This is a genomic window from Sphingobium sp. 3R8, from assembly GCF_020166615.1.
In the GTDB taxonomy this organism is placed as follows: domain Bacteria; phylum Pseudomonadota; class Alphaproteobacteria; order Sphingomonadales; family Sphingomonadaceae; genus Sphingobium; species Sphingobium bisphenolicum.
Genome location: NZ_JAIQXR010000014.1, coordinates 94015 through 114271, shown reverse-complemented (window position 1 = coordinate 114271; position 20257 = coordinate 94015). Strand labels below are relative to the sequence as shown.

At 57.8% G+C, this 20257-nt stretch carries 14 protein-coding genes; 4 read left to right on the top strand and 10 right to left on the bottom strand.

Annotated elements, in window-relative coordinates; genetic code table 11:
- Window positions 1-37: 37 nt before the first annotated feature.
- The 4 genes from K9B33_RS14485 to K9B33_RS14470 form a co-directional block, all read right to left on the bottom strand.
- On the bottom strand, window positions 38-688 hold the full coding sequence (locus K9B33_RS14485) for a hypothetical protein (RefSeq protein ID WP_224549745.1): 651 nt from the start codon (window positions 686-688) through the stop codon (window positions 38-40).
- Window positions 688-3858: a hypothetical protein gene (locus K9B33_RS14480; protein WP_224549744.1), complete on the bottom strand. Its 3171-nt coding sequence runs from the start codon at window positions 3856-3858 to the stop codon at window positions 688-690. Before K9B33_RS14480 ends, K9B33_RS14485 begins: the two co-directional genes overlap by 1 nt.
- 15 nt (window positions 3859-3873) lie before the next feature.
- Window positions 3874-4818 carry a glycosyltransferase family 2 protein gene (locus tag K9B33_RS14475; RefSeq protein WP_224549765.1) on the bottom strand — a complete coding sequence of 315 codons (945 nt, stop codon included), beginning with the start codon at window positions 4816-4818 and terminating at the stop codon, window positions 3874-3876.
- A 118-nt stretch (window positions 4819-4936) separates the two neighbouring features.
- Window positions 4937-5980 (bottom strand): polysaccharide pyruvyl transferase family protein, encoded by a 1044-nt coding sequence (locus tag K9B33_RS14470; RefSeq protein WP_224549743.1) that lies wholly within the window; start codon window positions 5978-5980, stop codon window positions 4937-4939.
- Window positions 5981-6626: 646 nt separating this feature from the next.
- On the opposite strand from K9B33_RS14470, the gene K9B33_RS14465 reads away from it, so the two are divergent.
- Complete coding sequence (locus K9B33_RS14465) at window positions 6627-7040, top strand: hypothetical protein (RefSeq protein ID WP_224549742.1); 414 nt, start codon at window positions 6627-6629, stop codon at window positions 7038-7040.
- Entirely contained in the window at window positions 7037-7756 is a 720-nt protein-coding gene (locus K9B33_RS14460; RefSeq protein WP_224549741.1) for a hypothetical protein, read from the top strand. Before K9B33_RS14465 ends, K9B33_RS14460 begins: the two co-directional genes overlap by 4 nt.
- Window positions 7757-7899: 143 nt before the next feature.
- On the opposite strand, the gene K9B33_RS14455 is transcribed toward K9B33_RS14460, so the two are convergent.
- From K9B33_RS14455 to K9B33_RS14440, 4 genes are all read right to left on the bottom strand, one after another.
- Window positions 7900-9054 (bottom strand): DUF2264 domain-containing protein, encoded by a 1155-nt coding sequence (locus K9B33_RS14455; protein ID WP_224549740.1) that lies wholly within the window; start codon window positions 9052-9054, stop codon window positions 7900-7902.
- A 451-nt stretch (window positions 9055-9505) separates the two neighbouring features.
- Complete coding sequence (locus K9B33_RS14450) at window positions 9506-10162, bottom strand: hypothetical protein (protein ID WP_224549739.1); 657 nt, start codon at window positions 10160-10162, stop codon at window positions 9506-9508.
- Window positions 10163-10640: 478 nt separating this feature from the next.
- Complete coding sequence (locus tag K9B33_RS14445) at window positions 10641-11735, bottom strand: hypothetical protein (RefSeq protein WP_224549737.1); 1095 nt, start codon at window positions 11733-11735, stop codon at window positions 10641-10643.
- An 81-nt stretch (window positions 11736-11816) separates the two neighbouring features.
- Window positions 11817-12689, bottom strand: coding sequence for a class I mannose-6-phosphate isomerase (locus K9B33_RS14440; protein ID WP_411974026.1), 873 nt, complete (start codon window positions 12687-12689; stop codon window positions 11817-11819).
- A 146-nt stretch (window positions 12690-12835) separates the two neighbouring features.
- Here K9B33_RS14440 and K9B33_RS14435 point away from each other — a divergent pair, with 146 nt between their 5' ends.
- Window positions 12836-13528: a hypothetical protein gene (locus tag K9B33_RS14435; protein ID WP_224549735.1), complete on the top strand. Its 693-nt coding sequence runs from the start codon at window positions 12836-12838 to the stop codon at window positions 13526-13528.
- A gap of 270 nt (window positions 13529-13798) precedes the next feature.
- Window positions 13799-17047, top strand: a complete 3249-nt coding sequence (locus K9B33_RS14430; protein ID WP_224549734.1) for a glycosyltransferase family 4 protein — start codon at window positions 13799-13801, stop codon at window positions 17045-17047.
- A 35-nt stretch (window positions 17048-17082) separates the two neighbouring features.
- On the opposite strand, the gene K9B33_RS14425 is transcribed toward K9B33_RS14430, so the two are convergent.
- Both K9B33_RS14425 and K9B33_RS14420 read right to left on the bottom strand, forming a co-directional pair.
- Window positions 17083-18072: a phytanoyl-CoA dioxygenase family protein gene (locus tag K9B33_RS14425; protein ID WP_224549732.1), complete on the bottom strand. Its 990-nt coding sequence runs from the start codon at window positions 18070-18072 to the stop codon at window positions 17083-17085.
- Window positions 18073-18174: 102 nt separating this feature from the next.
- Window positions 18175-20172 carry a glycosyltransferase gene (locus tag K9B33_RS14420; RefSeq protein WP_224549730.1) on the bottom strand — a complete coding sequence of 666 codons (1998 nt, stop codon included), beginning with the start codon at window positions 20170-20172 and terminating at the stop codon, window positions 18175-18177.
- Between the last annotated feature and the right edge of the window lie 85 nt (window positions 20173-20257).

Sequence of the window (20257 nt, the reverse complement as noted above, 5' to 3'; positions counted from 1 at the left end):
CATTCAAGTCCGTGAAGGAACAGTATTTTGAAAGATTTTATTTTAAAATGGGCAAATCAGGGACATGATCATAGTCCACCTTATCCGAACTAAATGTAGCGTGCGTACATAGTTCGAGCAAAAGGTCTGTCGTCCATTCAGGCCATTCCTGCGGCTCAATATGAAAGACCGCCATACGCCCTATTATGTCCGAAGGCTTCAAAAGCGCTTCGACAGCATGATATGCTTTACGATCAGCATAATCGTCAAAGAGAACGGTCATCGGTTGCTTGGCACGAAGACAAGCGTTGACCAGACAGGCCGCCCGGAAACGGCCATCGATCAACACGACTTCGGGATGCCGGAAAAAATTTTCTGTCCAGATGGACGTCGGGTACCGATAGAATTTACGCCAGGAACTGTCGTCCTTGGCGCGTCCCCATGCACCCGTTTCGCCGATATCGACATGATAGATGATGACCGGCGACGGCAGGTCGGCCTCGTCGAAGCGGCGCTGCAGTGACAGCGCCCATTGACGGTCCGTCTCGACGCTGAAAATAAGCTTCCCCGCCGCACTGCCCCCCAGCACGGTGGAACCACCAGATCCATATTCGAGGATGACGCGCGCCTTATCATAGGTCTCCCGCAAGAATTCCGCCTCCATGGACGGAAGCGTCAATGCGGGCCAGTCTCCCTCTATCGCGGTCATCAGGAAGCACCCTGTGCAAGCGCAGCGTTCCAGAGAGTAAGCCGTGAAGCACGCTGATATCTTGGGCTTTCCCAATTGGAATTGGCAGGCTCCTGAGTCAGATCGACGGTTGACCGCTGCTGAAAATAATCAATTTCCGCGTTCAACGCTTGGGTAATGGTATCGAACTGGATCAGGGCTTCGCGCAACGCTTCCGTCTCCTGAATCTGCAGCGCCAACTCGCCCTGGATCGTGGCAACCATGCTGTCGCGTGTGCTCAATGCGTCGTGGAGGGCCAACTCAAGAGCTTCCAGTTCACGATAGTCGCTGCCGGTTGCGGCTGGCCGATGGGCATCTATTTCCGCCTGCGCCTCTTCAGCAGCGACGAGCTTGTCCTGAACGAAGCGCAACTCCATCGAAAGCGCCTGGATAACATTTTCGCTTTGCTCCATCGCGTGCAGGAGCGCCCTCGTCCCTTCGAGATGCCTCGCCAGTTCCTCGCGCGTCGCGGCCTCTTGGGCATCCCGCTCCGCGAGGATATCATCAAATTCGGCAATCCTGGTCTGATAGGCTTGCACCTCCGCATTCATTTGCTGAGCCGCCGCCAATTGGTCTTTAAGCTCTCCAAACTCGACTTTCAAAGACAAGAGGAGGTTCTCGCTATGCGCGAGGTCTTCCAAAAGAATCTTTGTCCCCTTAAGCTGACGCGAAAATTCCTCGCGTGCGGCGAGCTCTTGCGACTGCATATCCTCGGCGGCCTTGGTCAATTCCGCCTGCAGCCTGACATTGTCGTCTCGGTGCTTTGCCAGATCGGCTTCGAAACCGCCGATCGAGTCCGCATGTTGCATGGACGCCGCCTGGAAAGATGCCTGCCCTTCTTCCATCGCCTGGGCGTGCGCGGCTCTTTCAACGTCCCGCTGCTCGCTCAAAATCGTGCAGCGCTGCTGAGCCTCTGCCAGCTCCCCAGACAGGCGCACCAACTCACCTTCATGGGTCGCAATCAGCGTTCTCAACTGGGAAACCGTGGATATCGCCGACTGTTGCGCCTCTTCAAGCTGGGCATATGCCATCTCGCGACCGGCACGGTCGGCCTGGAGCGTCGCCGACTCTTGCGACAGACGCTCTACATCCGCGACCCGCTCGTCAAACGCCGCCTTGAGGTCAGCCAATGCAGAGCGATCGGTCTCGCGTGCGGTCTCCAGCGCCTGGAGCGCCTCCGCATCGGCCTGCTTGCTCTCCAGCAGTTCGTCCCGCTCGGCGCGCAGCGTCTTCGACTCTTGCGACAGGCGCTCGACCTCCGCGATCCTATCATCAAACGCCGCCTTGAGATCGGACAAGGCAGAGCGATCGGTCTCGCGCGCAGCCTCCAGCGCCTGGAGCGCCGTCGCGTCGGCCTGTTTGCTCTCCAGCAATTCGTCCCGCTCGGCACGCAGCGTCTTCGACTCTTGCGACAGGCGCTCGATATCCGCGCCCCGCCCATCAAACGCCGCCTTGAGGTCGACCGACGCAGAGCGATCGGTTTCGCGCGCAGCCTTCAGCGCCTCTAGCGCCTTCGCGTCGGCCTGCTGACGTTCCAGCAGGTCGTCCCGCTCGGCACGCAGCGTCTTCGACTCTTGCGACAGGCGCTCGACATCCGCGCTCCGGTCATCAAACGCCGTCTTGAGGTCGACCGACGCAGAACGATCGGCCTCGCGCGCAGCCTCCAGCGCCTGTAACACCTTCGCGTCGGCCTGTTGACGTTCCAGCAGGTCGTCCCGCTCGGCGTTCAACAGCGTCAAATTCTGTTTGAGCTGCGCAATCTGTCCACCGCGCTCGGCAAACAGCTTCTCCAGCTCCAGCAATTTGGACTGGTCGGCCTGGCGTGATTGGTGCGCTTCCCGGGCCTTGGCTTCCTCCGCCTTTCGATGACTTTCCAGATCATCGCGCTCAGTCCGTAAAGCCGTCAACTCTTCCGACAGGCGGTCAATTTGCCCCTTGCGCCTTACCGCCACCGTCTTGAGTTCGGTAAATTCTGATTGCGCCTTTTCATACTCATTCTGCAACTGCAGGATCGAGGCGGCGCCCTCATCCAGTTGCACTTGCAGCCGGCCGGTTTCGTCGCGCGCTTTTTTGAGACGATATTTCAGACGGTCCGCCTCGATTCTCCGCATTTCCTCGGCGATTTGAAGATCGAAGGACTTGGCCTGTAAATTGGCGATCTGCCGGTGACGCCCCTCATATTGGGCGCGGCTGTCTTTCAGTTGCTCCGCAAGCTTTTCATATTCTGCCTTCAGCTCTTCGAAATGGCGACCGGCCGAGGAAGCCCGCTCTTCCTGCGACTGGCTGGACATTTCGTAATAATTCGCTGCGCCCAAACGGGTGAACATCTCTATGAATGCCTGGCGCGCCTGATGCTCCGGATGATCCTCGGTCAGCGATACCAGGTCGCCTAGCTGTTCAATCACATTCTTCCCGTAGAGCAGGACGGTCATCCCCTCCCCGCCCGGAAGTTGAATAGTGGGCATACGCGCCGACATTCCGTCGATGAAAGCGGCCACATCCCCCTCTGCCTGCGCCGTTCCGTGGACGAGAATGATGCTTTCATTGGACAGCTTGCCCAGCCATTTTTCCTGGATCGTTTCGATGACTGTAGCCGCGGTCAAGCCCGCCCGGGCAGTCGCGACCATGTCGATCAAAAGAAAATCGATGGAAGCGGCGGCGAAATGCCTGTCGCCTCGCCCGATGCCATCGGTCAGGATGCGGGAAAAATGACCGTATAAATCCGTATTACGGGAAACCAGCTTTGCTGGCGCGTCGACGACATCGCCCTCCCCGGCCCAGGTTCCCACAGCGTCGCAGCGGGCGTCGGGCTGCACCCGGTGAAGGCATTGACATGCGGCCATATAGGCAACGCCCTCGCCCACGCCGATTTCGACATATTGGCGCGGACGCGAAAGCTCCAACACCCAGAACAGAAAGGGGATATGCCACAATATGACATCATTTCTGGCATATTGCGGCTGCCAAAAAAGCGCTTGGACGCGACTGGATCGCGGCATGACGGCGTTAAGGGGGGCCGACAGCAGGCCCTCTTCAGTTGTTACCTTCCTCATCATCACCCCAGCGCCCGAATCAGCTTGCCAAGAATAGCCACCATTCCTCCACCGCTTGTCAATATTATCGGCCCAATCTGGCCGTCTCGCTTCCGTCAAGAAGCGCCTTCCAGGCTATACCGGAACCGCTTCGATCAGACCAAGGTCGACCAAATCCGCCGTCCCCCTGTAACGCCGACTATCAGGATACATGAAGCTGAATCCTGAGAAACGTCTAATCGCCTCATCATAGACGCGATATTCGTAACTGCCTTGCCAATATTGCCCTCGCGCAATCGCATCCGAAATATGCGCAAGCGCATCGCCATCGAACTTGAAATGCAACAGCGCGATCCAGCATGGGTCGTCCCCCAGAAGCGGCGGATCGACATAATGCGGGCTGACAAGAGTTTCATCTGCCGTCAAGCGAAACAGCGGATATTTCGTCATTTCCGGCATGAAATCAGGCTTGATGCGCGACAAGGTCCGCTGCCTGGGACCGCCCATTCGGCTGGTCAGCAGTTCCAGCCGGTTATCGCGATACCCTTCCGGATCGAAAAAGGGATAGGCCTGCAAAAAGGATTGGTCGGACCGACGATGGTCGATCGCCAATGGCTTGTCGCTATACATGTCCAGCAAAAATCCCCGCACCCGCCGCAGGCCCGATCGTTCCGCAGCGGCAGCCAGTGATTGCAGATTCTTTGTCCCGTGAAAGACGGCATGCTCGTCCGCATCCGCGAGCATGTACCAGCGGTCGCCATATTCTTCCACGAGGCGCATGATCCACCCGTGCTTCGCCTTAGCACTGAAAGGATCCAGCATCTCGAACAGATCGACATCGGCCTGGCTCGCCAGGAATTCACGCGAGCCATCGGTCGATCCGTTATCGACGAACAGGAAATGTGCCGCGCCCAGCCGCCGATAATGGGCCAGAAAATAGGGGAGTCGTCGAAGTTCGTTGCGGACAATGCAAATGACGATGGGTTGCCCGGGCCGATCTGCGGCCAGCCTGGAAACGCCGACGCGAGTCAATCTGGCCGATCGAGCCAAGGCGCGAATTTCGTCCGCTTCCGTCGTCATCATGATCCGGTCGAGGCGTAGCGCAGCCCAGCGATCAAACCAGCCTCCTTAGCGCGCCGATTGAAAGGCGTGCGCGTTCAACGCGCACGCCCATCCCAATTAACAATATCGTGCGACCTTAGTAACCGATCGCGCGATGCAAGCCCTGTCGCAAACTAACCATGACATCGGTTGCCCGGCTTCTCAGCATTTCCAGCGCAACGGGATCGTGCGGCGCCGGTTCGGGATCGAAACGGCTACACAGGGTAGGATCGTCAAACTTGGACAGCAGGTCGTCGCGACCGATCCTCTTCATAAAATTGCGGTTCTTGTTGGTGGGGATCAAGACGATCGAAGGAACGCCGTACATCGTTGCCACAACGGTGCCGTGGAACTTCATGCTGACCAACGCCGTACAGCCGCCGATTGCTTCGGTCAGTTCGGTCAATGACTCGGTGTAGATCAGCTCCTTGTCGCCGCGGATATCGTCCGCATCCGCCCTGTCGCGGACGCCAACAATGCCTGTTCCCAGGATGATATGACGGACACGCCACCCTCTGGCGCGCTGCTGATCGGCAAGAGCGTTAATCTGCGAATAGTCATCTTCCAGATCAGGTCGCTGGCGGGTTACGATGCCCAGGATTTTCTGGTCCGCCGATTTCGCGACGGGAGGCAGATTCAAAGAGCATACCAAGTCCGGAGATTCAATGACTTCGACGGCCGGCTCGGCTTTGCTCATGATCCATTTGCACGACTGCTCGTCACGGGCATGAATCATCTTGACCGAGGGATGTTGCAGAAAATTCTTGTACTTCTGAACTATCCAGTCCTTTTCGGCATTCCCCTTATTCGTGTTTGCCCGAATGGGAACGCCTACGCCAACCACGAACACCGGCTTTTTCAAAAACTCCTTGCTGAAATAGCGCGCGTCGAGATTCCAGGGCTGAATAATGTCCCCGCCCCCGATGACGATAGCATCCACTTCCGCCACCACATCCTGCGGAGGCCTGGAATAATAGGGCTGCTCCAGCTTGTCGGCAAGAAAACGCAAGTCAAAGTCGTCTTGCAGAAATTGCTTGTAAACACTGACGAACAATTCGTCGCCATAATTGCCATAACCAAAAAAGCCAGCCAGTCCCACAACTGGCTTCCTGCCGGTTTCAAGGCGAAGTTTTTCAACCAAAAAGTCTCTCCCTATGCGTGCCAATACGCCTGGAATGATGGAGCGTCATGAAGACATAAAAGAAGCTGTATCACGGAAACTTTTCGGACCGTCCCACCTCCGCTCACTCTTTCGACATGCCAGATTTCCTCGCAAAACCCAATGGCAGACGATCATCACAGCGGCTAGCCACCCTACCGAATGTCATGTTTCTAGTATGACTTATCAAATCGACAAGCCGTAAAATAAGAAGTTTAGGCGATGGAGATTCCGCTCCATATGGGCTTTTTATACTGACGCCCGTCCAAATTTGCGGTCACCTTACACCCATATGACCCTTTCAAAACACCCGGCTGGACGATCCAATCATCGCAGGATGGACCAATTAAACGGCGAATATCAAGCCCAATTCGCCGCTCCAACGACATTGTGGCCAGCACGCGCCCCTGCCCGATGGTTCACACGAGGAGTGGCGCCGCACATCGCAATCGCCCTTCGGCGATTGCGCGCCATGGAGGCGCAGTCCAGCCTTGAAAAACGCGGCAAACGGAACGCGCAGACGGCGGAAACAACCGGGCCCGACAGCGGTGCCGGCGACCAATACGCACTTGCCGCTCGCCCCATTGGTCTGCTACCGACCACGTCTATTACTTAACGGGGATAGCCAGTGAACTCTTACCTCCGAACCAATGCACGCCAACTGCCGACGGTTGTGGGCGGGATTTCTGACGATGGCTTCCGCATTTCGACCGGAGAAGCAGGAATAGTTTGCTACGGGCCTTATATCTCGCTTGAGCCCGGCAGGTATGTCGCTGGATTCTACATTCGCCGGATGGGTCCAGCCCAGATGAATAACGTCATTATCGATGTCAATGAGGATGGACAGCCTCTGCTCGCGGAAAGGGCCATCGCACAACAGGATCTGTTCGACGATCTCGCTTCGTTCATCTACATGCCCTTCACCGTCACGGAGCAGACCCGGCAGACCGAAGTGCGCGTTCATGTGGAGCAGGATGTTCTGGTCGAAATTCGCGACCTCGTCATCTTCAAGGCCGATCCGCGCGTTTGGAGCAATATATGAGCGAGGGCGGCGGTCTCTTTTCATGGCTGAAGAACGCGTTCGCCGACCGCGTCGATGCACGCATTGATCAAGCTCTGCAGGGATTTGCGGAACAGGCCGATGCCCGCAATCACCGCGCGCTCGAGGAAGCTGTGCGCAGGCTGGAAGGCAAGCTGGCCGAACTGACGCATCTTTCACAGCGGATCGAGGCAAATAGTCAGGCGGCAGCCCGGGAAACCGAGACTGCCGGCCGGGAAACCGTCGCGCAGGCGCAGCGGGATATGACGCAAGCCATGGCTTACGGTTTTGAAGTCCATTCGCAACTGGCCGCGATGAACGCCCGGAGTCACGCCGCGCATGACGCGGAGGCGAAGGCCCAAATGGCTGGCCTGGAAGCCAAAGCTTATGCCGACGCCGGCATCGCGGATATATCCAGCTCCATCGCCGCAACCGGAAAGTCGATAGGCCAAGCCTCGAAGCGGATCGGCGCGCTGGAACAGACGATGATCGAGATCCGATTACGCCTGGATCGCATAGAGGTGAAGTCGCGAACCAGGACGCAGGCTCAGCCAACCCAGAAGGCCGCACCCAGCCTGCCGCGCACATCAACCGACGTCAAAACCGAAGTGGCGGATGCCGTGGCGAAAACCTTGCGTCAGATCGATGATGTTATCGGACAGCAGAAGCGGCGGCGCGCAGATCAGGATGCCTCCGTAAAGAAGCCAATGACTAAATAACCTCCCGTCGAAAGACGCGCCTTTCTCCCAATGGCCTCATCATCAGCCAAAGATGCCTGGCCATGTCCACCATCGCGCCCATCCCGCGCGCCATAAACTATCCCACCGGGTCGCGCCATGTCCGCCCCACTCGCGGGCCAACCTCACATGTCCATCGCTTTGTCGATAGCCACGCCCTGTCCGTGCGCCCATAAGCTGCGCTGGCTCCACGGCATGGCAGCATCGCTCCAAAAAGGCGCTTCGCTGGGCAAACCAAGAGGCAGGAAGGCTGTTGAGCATAGATACAGGCTTCCGGTCGAGATATAGCCTTCCGCCATGTTGGGTTGCGATCCATTAAGGCCCAACCGCAGCCAGCCTTCTTGATCAAAGTTTTCCGGCGCATCGAGGGTCCGTCGAATAACCGCTTCAAGCGCACAACGAACCTGCGCCGGCGGCAATGCAGCCGGCAACTCGCCGTGCAGCGCCAGTTGCGCCAGCGGCTGGAAGGCAGCGCAACGATAGGCAAGCGATCGCCCAATGGGCGGGAAGGACCCATCAGGCCCTATCAGTCGTTCCAAAATCACGGCATATCGCGCCATGCGGCTGGAATGCGCGACGCGCATCGACTGCCAATGCGGATTGACAGCACCGACGGCTGAAAGAATATCGCTCAGCATGGGCTGAATGACATATCCATTATAATAGTCCCACCGCAGATGGGGGCCATCCTTGTAAATTCCATCTCCGGCATACCAAAGCTCATGTTGACGCAGCGCATAGTCGATGCGAACCGGATCCCAGGGTTCGCCGATTTTCGCCAGCATGGCCTCGATTGTCGCGGAAAACAAAAGCCAGTTATTGTAATAGGGTTCAATCTTTCTCGCCTGATGCAATGCGTCCACCAGATTGCGCTGGATATCCGGCGACAGGCTTGTCCACAGCGCATGGGGCGCCCGCAGCACGGCCTGAGCAAGAAATGCAGCATCAACCAATGGCTGCAATCCGTCTGAAAAGTTCAGTTTATGCGGGCCATCGGGGTCGACGCTGGCTCCAATCAGGTTGTGGACATCCGAGATATCTATCGCCCCGACGGTCCCGTCCAGCATCTCTCGTTCGAGCAGGGCGGATAGTCCGCACAGAAGCCGCCCCACCGCCTCCAGGGCACTAAATTGCCTTCTATCTTTTTTGCCTGGCGCAACCTCAACTGGCATTTGAGCAGCCAGTCCGCCCCTTTTGGCGGCGACCAAAACCGGCGCCGAGATTTTTACAATCAAGGCTTTCATTCGACGGTGGCTGTCGCCCCGAGCTTCTTCGATCACGTCATGCCCTCCATTCGATGAGGAAAGTCGGACGAGTTTGGCCGGCACCCGTTCAAGCAGACACCGAAAGGAGGGCGCGCGCCCTTCGACGCGAGCCGCTCCTGTCGATCTTGAATTGAACCAAGCGAATAGCCAGCGCCCGAACCCGACATTCTGTCAGGTCGCTCCAGCTTGGCGGCTTCCTCACGCCAGTCTTCCGTAAGACCGCATCTATTGCAGCACAACGCCACAAAAGCGCGATCTTCCGGAGAAGAGAATATTATCCCCAACCTACTCGCGAGAAACCCTTCCCGTCTTCGGCAGTCTCTCGTGATCCGCAAGCGCCGAGCCTGCGCCATACTGCCGATGGCCGGACGTCGATGCGGGTCATGCGCGTCGGCGACCTGATGATGACAGCCTGCGATCGCGCCATGGGAGGCCGACGCCGCGGCCGGCCCCGTCTCTGCAGCCATCAGGCGTAGATATTGATGAGGTTCCGGACGAGCAGATATAATCGGCTATCCTGGTGCAGACGCACGGTCACTGCATGGGCATGGTAGGGATGGTCAATGATCGTCACATAGGGACTAGCCGCCAGTCGCCTAATGTGGCGCCAGTCGTCCCAAAAGAACTCGTCCTCATGCTCCGCCTCAGATCGTGACACATTTATGACAATATGGGGACGTGGCGTATCCAAATGAAGTTTTGCCACATCGACTATTGGGACATGGGGAATCATCGTACACTGCCCGCTGAACATATTGCTCGTTTGCGGCGCGAACGGAATACATAAATCAGCATCACAATGCCATGAGTACAGCAAAGCGGCATATCCCCCACTACTCTGTCCGCAAAATATCTTCTTTTTATAATTGGCCAGAATAGTATCGAGAAATTCCACGCCCTCCTCGATCGACGAATGCTCTGGCAGGACGCCGGTAGAATACCAGTCATTCCCGCAGTCTCTCAACAAAACAATATCTTTATCCTGAGAATTGGCAAAATTCTCGCTCATGAATGGTTCATTTATCCCACCAAACCACACAATAACGGTATCATTACCTGATAAGTATGTGACATAATCCACTATATCGTTTGAGATATATTCTTTTTTTTCTTTTTGTGGCATATACTCTCCAAAATCCCAAGACGCGCATGGCCTCTTTGAATGTAGCATTCTTCCTTTATGTACATTGCCGATCGGATGGGCAAGCGCCGATCAAACCTTTACGCCACAGGCGACTGCACGGCCGCAGCCGCCCTCTTCGCCTCAAGTGCCTGTCAACATGAGGATGATCGACCTTATACGGTGATGGCTTCGGACGGAATGTCGGCCGCAACACGCCCCCGCGTGCGCCCAGGCATCCCGCCCGGGCCTAGACGCCAGTCGATCGCCCGACTTCAGGCCCGGCACTCTTTGCGTCAAGTTCGATCCGTCAGGATGGCAGGCCTTGGCGCAAGAAATGCCAGCGCCAGCGCGCGATGCTCTGGCAATCTTACCACTCGCCTAGACCTTCCGCGTCACGCGATGATGGTCGCATCCTGCAATGGATCAGATTCTCGCTCGCCCGAGAATCTCTGATGCACGCCTGCTTCGCGAAAAATGCCTACTCCCGCACGGGCAGGAACTGCAGCGCATGAAGATCCAAACCGGCGGGGTCGAGCATGTTCAATCGGAATTCCAGCGCGTCCGCCCGCTCACTGAGTTGAAAAGGCAAAGACATCAATATGCCGTAACCTTCCTGCTCCAGTCTATTTTCTCCTTCGGCGAGGACATTCCGCCCGTGGTCGCAAACGACATCGCCCTGAATATGCAAACGCCCGCCTCGCGGCAGTGACCTGACCCGACCGAATGCACGCGCCAAATATGTCCCCGGCGCCAAAGCAATATAGGGACCAAAACACAAAGTGCCGACCTGCCCATCCACGGAGAGGCCGCAGTCTGTTTTCCTGGCTATTTGCGATCGAATGACTTCATGCTTTGCGGGAATATAGATTCCGGGCGCTGACAGCGCCGGATACCCGACACCCGACAGCACCTTTTCCACTTCATCCTCGATATATGCGCATCGGGATTCAAAATCTCCGATATGCGATCGCAGGATTTGCTTTATGAATGGGCCATTGTTGACATGACTTTGATCCGGAAGCTGGAACATGAAATGAGGTTCCAGGTGACGCTCCTCGACATAATCCTTGAGAATCAGGTGAAGCATCAACTGATCTTCCGGGATATCCTCACCCCATATCAAAGATCGACTGAACTCTTCTTTTCCGATACGTTCAAGAGATAGAAAATAGTCCGTAACCAGTTGACGGGCTATTGGATGAGCAAAATTCAGCGCAAATCCGCCGGAATTTATCGTATAGCTCACATCTGGAGAGTGATAACCCGCAAAAATCCCGGCAAAATGCGCTTTGTCTGCAAGGAAATTACGCAGATCAAAGCCAAGATCGGCTATATAGGCATCGGCATCAAGGTAGAAAACCCATCCATCATAGCCTCTGGAAAGAATTTCCTTGAGTTGCGCGATCCTATTATAGGCCGCATGCCACGGCATATCACCAAATTTAATGCCAGTATAACTTTCATATTCGAAATTGTTACTGCGGCAATACGCTATTACAGTCTTCGAGGTCGCATCCATCATTCTCTTGTAAAAGAGATGATCTGAAGTCTGCACGAATTTTACTTTTGTCATATCGGCCCCACTAACATGCCTGCACGCGCATGGCAAAATGGCTCCCGCCGCGGCTTTGGCGATGCCTGGAGCTGCAATCGATCAACAATGAGCGATGATAATATCCGAAGCGATGTCGGCGGAGATGGATGCACCGCCCTCTACCAGCCAACAATCCCCCCCTTCCCATGGGAGCTCGCCGAAATGGCCTTTCCCGCGCAACGCCATCACCCAATATTGCGGACCGTCAAGGTCGAGCGTGTCGCGCGCTGCCATATGGCGCAAATGAACCTTGAACGGCCCTTCATCGAGCAAGGCAGCCGTCTCGCCGATCGGATGGCGCACGGGTTCGCGCAAATAAGGGGCCGCCTTGCTGACGGCCACCCCATCGTCCAGATGCAATTCCCGTGGACGTCCATAATCGTAGAGGCGATAGGTGATATCGACGTTTTGCTGCACCTCGACCAGCGAAATTCCGGCCCCGATGGCGTGTACGGTCCCGGCAGGAATGAAGTAGAAGTCGCCCGGCGCCACCGGCTTCCAATCCATCATCTGCTCCAACTCGCCGTTCAGCGCGCTGTGGCGCAGCGCCTCGGCATCCATCGGGACGATCGTGCCGATACCCAAGGTCGCGCCTGGCTCGACGTCCAATATGTACCAGCATTCTTCCTTGCCGCCCGCGACGCCATGGCTACGCCCATATGCGTCGTCCGGATGAACCTGGATAGACAATTTCTCGCGCGTATATATGGTTTTGATGAGCAACGGCAAAGGCGCTGCGGCTGCCCCCTCGTACCAAATCTCACCGATGTGCCTGCCCTCGAGCGAAGCTGGCAAATTCGCGATATCCGACCTTCCCCAGATCTTTTCGACATAATGCGCCTTCAACTTCGTAGCGGTCATGCGAATAGGGATCCAACAAATATCTATGGCCCGCGAGCTATAGGCAGGCTTTGACGCCCGGACAATATGCATTCGATCTACTGCTGCGCGATCACGTCGATATGAAGGCGATAGGAAAGATTTTCTGCCGCGTACAAGTGTCGGCCTTTCCTCTCCGGTTGCGCCGCGCCGATCTCCATGACATCAGGTTAGCGCGTGAATGAGGCAGGGAGGCAGAGTTGAAGCAGAACGATCGCGGTGACGCGATTCCCAAAGCGATGAAGCGAGACATCCCCGGTACGCCGGAAAGGGTGGGCCGCAAACGCCCCGAAGCGGATGCAGCGACCTCACGGTCGAAAGCACCGGCAACGACATCATCGGAACAATCGCCACGGCCACAGGCCGACGCGGCGCAGGACGAGCAGGTGGCGCCATCCGCCGGTGCGCGATGGTGGATGGAGCGCGCGAAAGCCATGGAAGGCAAGATAGCGGAGCTTGAAACCAAATTATCCGCAGCCGACGAACAGGTCATGCGATTGTCCGCCAGCGCAGCCGCTGCGGAAAGCAACTTGTTGTCGCGCGCCGAATCCGATCGCATGGCCGCGCGTACCGCCGAAGCGCGCGCCCAGTCCGAGATCATCAAAGTGATGACGCGGTTGCAAGACGCCAATCAGGAAGCGAAGCGCTATGCGCACGAAGCCGAATGGCTGCGTACCGTCTATGTCCTCATGCATGACCGGCCGCGCTGGTGGTTTTTGATGTCGGACGCCTGGCGCTCGATAAAAATTCGACGGCGCCTCCGCCGTCGTGGCCTGTTCGATGCCGATGCTTATCTCACTTTATATCCCGACGTCGCCGGCGCCGGCATCGACCCGCTGATCCACTATATATCGCACGGCTTGGCGGAAGGACGCAGTAACGGGATAGATTGAAACCTGACTGTCGCCACTGTTGGCCTGGCGGCGGCAGTCATGTCACGGGATAACGGGAATGCGTGCGAGCCCCGACAAGCCTGTCCTGTGGCCTTGAATAGCTGCGCCCCCTTTTTGGCGCCCGCCTGATCGTGGGGCGCTGCATGAAAGGCGGAACGGCGAGAAACAGCAAGTGAGCCACACGCGAATCGACGGGAATGAGGTGCGGCAATGCAGGCGATGCATACGCCTCGTTCGAATGCTGAGTTAACATTGCGGAAGCAGCAGAAAATGCATATTTGGATAGACGGTCAGTGCCTTCAAACGGCCAGCAATGTTCGCGGCATCGGACGCTATGTCAGTGAACTGCTGCGTGCGCTGCACCTGCGGACCGACGTTCAGCTTACTGTGTCGTTCAATGCGAATTTGAAGCATCAGGCTGTCGCGGCCCGAACCTATCTGGCCGACACGCTGCCGAACATTCGCATAGAAACATGGTATGGGACGGCCTCAGCGGGCGAGATTGCGCATGGCTACACGCCACAGCGCATCGCCGATGACCGCATCTTGGCGGCGCATATCAACGCCATTGCGCCGGATGTGGCGCTATGCCCCAGTTCCTTCGAGGGTTTTGAGGACAACAGCTCCCCCCTCGTCACCCTTGACGATGTCGAATGTCCCACCGCCTGTATATTTCATGATGCGATCCCGCACCGTTTCCCGGAACGCTATTTCCATCACCCCAATATCGCACCGGCCTATTATCGCCGATTTTATTCTCTGCCGAAATATGACTTCGTCTTGTGCAATTCCGATTTTACGCAGGACGAATATCGGGAACTGTTCGACAAGGATAATTGCGTTACGATCGGTGCCGGTCTGCCCGCAGATTTCGAGGACCTGCTCGCGGCCGACCTGACGAACGTCAAGCTGCCAAAGGCGCTGACGGCCTATGTTCTCTACGTCGGCGGTTTGGACTGGCGCAAGAATGTCGGCATGCTCGTCAAAGCGCTGGCCCGTATCCCGGCTGTTCAAAGCGGCATGATGCAATTCGTGCTCGCGGGCGATCACAGCGAACCGGAACTTGCGCCACTCCGCAACCTGTGGGCGGCCAATGGCCTGCCTGATGACGGCCTGGTCGTCACCGGATGGGTATCCGATGCCCAACTCGTCAAACTGTATCGAAACGCCAGCATAGCCGTTCAGCCCTCGCTGATGGAGGGCTTCGGCTTGGCCGCGCTGGAAGCCATGGCCTCCGGCTGCCCCTTCATTGCTGCGCGCGGCGGTGCGGTCGGCGAAGTGGTTGCCAGGGAAGATCTGCTGTTCGATGGCCAGACGCCGGACGAACTCGCCAAGCTGCTGAGCCACATTCTGAAGGATACGCCCTTTCGGCAGGACGCCGTCGCCTTCGGCAAGCAACGCGCGAAGGAGTTCAGCTGGGAAAAATCCGCGGAGATCACGGTATCGGCGTTGCGCGCCATGCTGGAAGAAAAGCTGGTATCAGCGCCTTCCCGCGCGCCGGCGATAGAAGCTCGCCCCGCGAACGCGGCGCCACCTCGACTGATCATGGACGTGACCTCGACGGCGCAAAGCACTTTGCTTTCCGGTATTCAGCGCGTCATCCATCGTCTCACGACAGCGTTGGTCAACAGCGATACGCCTTCAGTATCGGAGACTGTTCTCAGCTATGCCGATGATTCATCGGGATGGTATCGCATGAAGAACCTCAGCAATGCAGCGATCACACGAAACCCGCTCGATAGCCTGCCATACTCGGCCGACGACAGCTATTTCCTGATCGACAGTTCCTGGGGATATCCGGAAATTCAGGGGCCGCGCCTGCTGAATGCCATGGCGATGGGCCAAACCGTGGTCCACGGCATTCACGATATCGGGCCGCTGACCAAACCGGGCATGACGATCGAAAGTATGCCGGCTGTCTTCAGACGATGGTTCGAATTCATATTGGGCCACTCCACCGGAATTATCTGCGTTTCGCGGGCCGTCGCGGACGAGGTTTACGCCTTGCTGGAAGCGATCGAGCTGCCGCGACCGATGAACGTGGGATATATCCGTCTGGGCGCCGATTTCAGTGCCGCGCCCGCGGATCCGGAATGGCTGGACTTTCTGGGCGACCGACCGACTTTCATGATGGTCGGGACGATCGAACCGCGCAAGGGGCACAGTATCGTCCTCGACGCATTTGAACGACTGTGGTCCCGCGGCGTCGATGTCAACCTGCTGCTGATCGGCAAGCCGGGCTGGAACACCCGGATTCTGTACGAGCGCATCAAGGTCCATCCGGAGGCGGAACGCCGCCTTTTCCTGCGAGAAGAGGTCCGCGACGGGCAGTTGCGCGCCGCCTATAGCGCTGTCACCGCCTTGATCATGGCATCCTATCTGGAAGGATTTGGCTTGCCCGTGGTCGAAGCAGGGCATTTCGGTTGCCCGGTGATCCTCAGCGACATCCCGGTCTTTCGAGAGGTGGGGCAAGGCGCGCCGGTCGCCCAATATTTCGAGATGGGCAATGCAGGCGCCCTGGCGCAGGTCGTCGAGGAGATGGCGGGACAGGACCGCCTGGCCTATACCCAGAACGGAACAGCTTGGCCCACTTGGGAAGGAACCGCGCAGGAGGTGCGGGACATCATATTGGGCGACAACTGGTATCGCCGTTATCGCCCACGCAATCTCTCGCCCAATGCGGTGCCGGCGCTGATCGGCAACATCCGTATGCGTCAGCCGCTGGACCTGCCTGATCGCAAGCACAGCTTCCGATATGTCGAAGGACCGATCGTGTCCGACGATGGCCGCCGGCTGCAGTTCATCATTGCCTTGCGTAACGAGAGTTCGAAATTGTGGTCGAGCAATGGCCTGCCGGGCAAGGGCATGGAGATCAATATCGGCTCCCATATCGTTGCCGAAGATGGAGCGATGCTGGACTATGAAAATCCGCGCACGCCCATACCATTCGTGCTGCCGCCGGGCGATGAGCTCTATCTCCCCATTTACGTCAATGCGGACTGGCTCGCGCGCGGGGCGCGCTACGTCGATGTGGAGGTCGTGCAGGAAGCGGTGGATTGGTTCGGCACCACATTCCGCCTCGATCTGACGCAGCCGCCCGTCAGCCCCGGCAAAGACCGGGACGGTTCGGTTGCGGACTTGAGGCCGATGCTGTTGCGCGAACCTTTTTCGGTTCCCGGCCAATCGGGCAAATTCCTCCTGCTGGGCTTGATGAACGCAACCCATCACGGCATCGACATGTCGGATCATGCATCCGGCGACGTCCTTCGTATCGCCATGCTGGACGACGCATCACGTTCGATCGGCGATTGCAAAATCGTCTCGAGCTTTTCCCGACTGGACCCTGCCGGCTATGGGCTCCTTACCGTGCAATGTCCGGCACGCGCTTTCGTCCAGGCGGATAGTTTGGCTATCCTGCTGGGCAACCAGGATCAGGTCGAATGGAGACTTAAGCTGGTGTCCGGGAAGATCAGCCGCATATCGCAGGCAGAGCCCATTCCCGCCGATCAGCCAGCCTGATCGGCGGGCCGGACGGCGCAGGCCTTGCAACGCGCCTAGCCGGTCTTCCGGGGGCGTCCCTTGCCAATAAGGCGTCGGCGGAGTCGACGCCAAAGCGGCTTTTTCTGCAATATCGGCTCCGGCGGCATCAATTCCGGCACGACCTTGCCCAGCACCATGTTGGGCATCATGTCGCCAGTGGCGATGTTCAGGATATGCCGCGTATCGATCCGACCCGGCGCGGGTTCGGAATAGGCAGGCGTATAGTAAGTGCAGCCTTCAAAATAGTAATGCGTGACCTGGGACCAGCGTGTTCTCCGCAAATCCGTGCGGGTGCTGCCCCCGTGTAGCAGGTTGGCAAGCCAGATCAGCGCCTGCCCCTTGCGCGCATGAAAAGTTTCCCCCTCGATGCCCGCTTGCTCGATCAAGGATCGCCAGATCGGTTCATATGGCGCCTGCGGCGCATTGCGCGGCTCGTTCTCTCTCGAAATTTGCAGCATTTCATTGGAGACGATCGGCCATTTATGGCTACCGGGGTAATAGATCAAAGGACCGGATTCCGGTCCGATATCTTCCATCGCAAGCCAAACGCCGCACATGAACCGTTCCGGCAGGCTGGAAAAATGAATGGAATCGCTATGCATATGTTGCTGCGTTCCGACCGGGAAATTCAGCGTTTGGAAGGGGAAGGCCGGCCGGCCATAAAGCTTGCTCAGCAGATCGATCATCTGCGTGTTGCAGGCGATCGCCCGGACATCTTCATCCTGTTGCCATGCGTCTTGGATACGCAAATCTCCCTCCGGCATGACGGCATCAGGATCGTCCATGTTGATGGCGAACATGGGAGCCAGCCGATTCTTTATCCGGTCGATGCGTTCTGCAATCGTCGGATCAGGGAAATCGATCACCGCGTAGCCGCGCCGATAAAGATCTTCCGCGACGGTCCGTTCCGACTCGCTCAGATCCATGTCGGCAACGAAGCTTGGAAACAGCGGCGATTCGATCAACGGCAGGCCCGGCAACATTTGCTTTTTTGACAACATCATCCGGCTTTCCGAAAATGGCGGTTATTCTGCGACGTCCAAAGATACCGATCGCCGGCGCAGGCCTGTCGGCGGCGTGACAGGACAAGCGACATGCCCACCCTATCAGGAACGGCGCGCGACACGCCAGGGTTCCGGGGATGCGCTATGCTGGACATGACGCAATATCTCTTCCAGCGGCGGGTCGCGATAGCCGTCAAAGGGATATCCGCCGGTTGCAAAATGCGGGTTGTAACCGGGATCGCGCAGGCAGGCGTCGCCCCAACCCATGTACAGCGTATGGAGTTCGCTCTGATCCCACTCGAGCATTTGCGAGGTCAAGTTCGCACCGCGCGAAACCGACTCATAATGAGTCAAGATCAGTCTGGGATCATAGAGGATGACCCGTCCCAATTCGCGAAGCCGCAGGCACATGTCGATATCATTATAGGCTATGGCGAAATCCAGCTCATTGAAGCCGCCCACCTGCACGAACAGCTGACGAGGCATGGCGAGAAAGGCGCCGGTCACCGCAGAAGTTGTGCGCAACCGAAGCCAACGCCCATGTGGCCCGCACTCATCGGCATTCTGCCACCGCGCTTCATGCTGCGGCCCGTCTCCATCCAGGCCCAGGATGATACCGGCATGCTGAACGCCACCGGAAGGGTAAAGCAAGCGCGCACCCACGGCGCCCACCTTATCGTCATTTTCCCAGGTTGCGATCAGAAGCGAGTCCCAATGGGATGATAACATTTCGGTATCATCATTGAGGAACAACAATATCTCCGCATTTGTCTCCTGCGCCGCGACATTATTGGCCCGCGACCAATTGAACGGCTCATCGAAATTCAGGATGCGCGTCAACGGCCGCTTCGCCAACTGCCCAAGCAGCGCATGGGTTTCGGCATGAGCCGACCGATTGGAGACGATCAAAATCTCGATTTGCTGGGGATTATCCGCCTTGGCCAGCAAACTGGCTACGCAACGTTCCAACAAGGCCGGATTGTCGCGCGTGGGAATGACGACGGCGATCGATCGGGCAGCGGCGCCCAATCCTTCCGGCATGGCGGAAGCGACGAAAGACGCCGAGCCGCCCATATTGGAGGCGAGGATACGCGGAATATGGGCCACTGTGCCGCGTGCCGCGGCAGATCGCAGCACCGTCCTGCGATCGCCGCCGCCCGGCACGTCGCCAAACGTCAGGAAGGCGGCGGGGCACACCAACGCATCGTCGAACCAATAAGGATCATAGACCGGCTGCAGCACCGGAGCGCTATAGGATGCGCCATATTTCCAGTCCTGCGCCATATGGTCATGGTCGCAATAGGCGAGGGAACAGCCCGTCTCTCCGGCAGTCCAGCCGAACCAGGCCAATGCGTGCGGGTTTAGCACCGTTCCCGCTTGAAGATGGAGGATATATCCGCTTTCGTCGGCCCATGCTGCATCGATGAAATGGATGCGCGGCTCGACATGCGCCATGCTGCCGATCGGGGATTCCCGCAGATCGGACGAAGACAGGACTTCCGCTCGCCAATTCGACCGACTTTGCACGATCAGGCTGCGCAATGTCGCACGAAGCCGCGCAGGGGCCGCTCCGCGCGCATCGATCCTTATGTTCAGGCAATCAAGGCCGGCTCCCTCGCCGGGAGGCGGGCCGATAATAGACTGCTTGCGAAAGGCATCATAGTCGAGCGCGGGAAAGATTCCGGCCTGTTCGACCTCGTCCCGCCAGATATTGGCTTGGTCCAGGCTCAGGCGCAGACCAGCCAGCGCATCGGCGATGGCGGCACGACCATGGGCGGCTTCCGGCACGGCTCCGCGCGCGCCATAGCGAAGAAGCTCCTCGCGAGCCGATCTCGATAGAGGGTCGATCCGCAACGCCTGGACGAAAGCATCGATGGCCGCCGATCGCTGTCCTTGCGCCTTGAATGCAATACCAAGGCCCGTCCAGGCGGCCGCGGTGCCCGGCTTCAACGCCAGAACGCGACGATAGGCATCCCCCGCCTCGACAGACTGGCCAGAGCGTCGCAGCGCATGGGCATATTGGAGCCATATGCGGCTGCTACGCCGCACGGTGCGGACCACCCGCCCCCAAGCGTCGGCGGCCAGCAGCCAATCGCGCACATCCTGTGTTTTCTTTGCCCTGCGGGACGCAAGGCGCGCGCTCGCGATGCCTAGAAGATTCTTCATCGGACAGCCGGCTCCGATA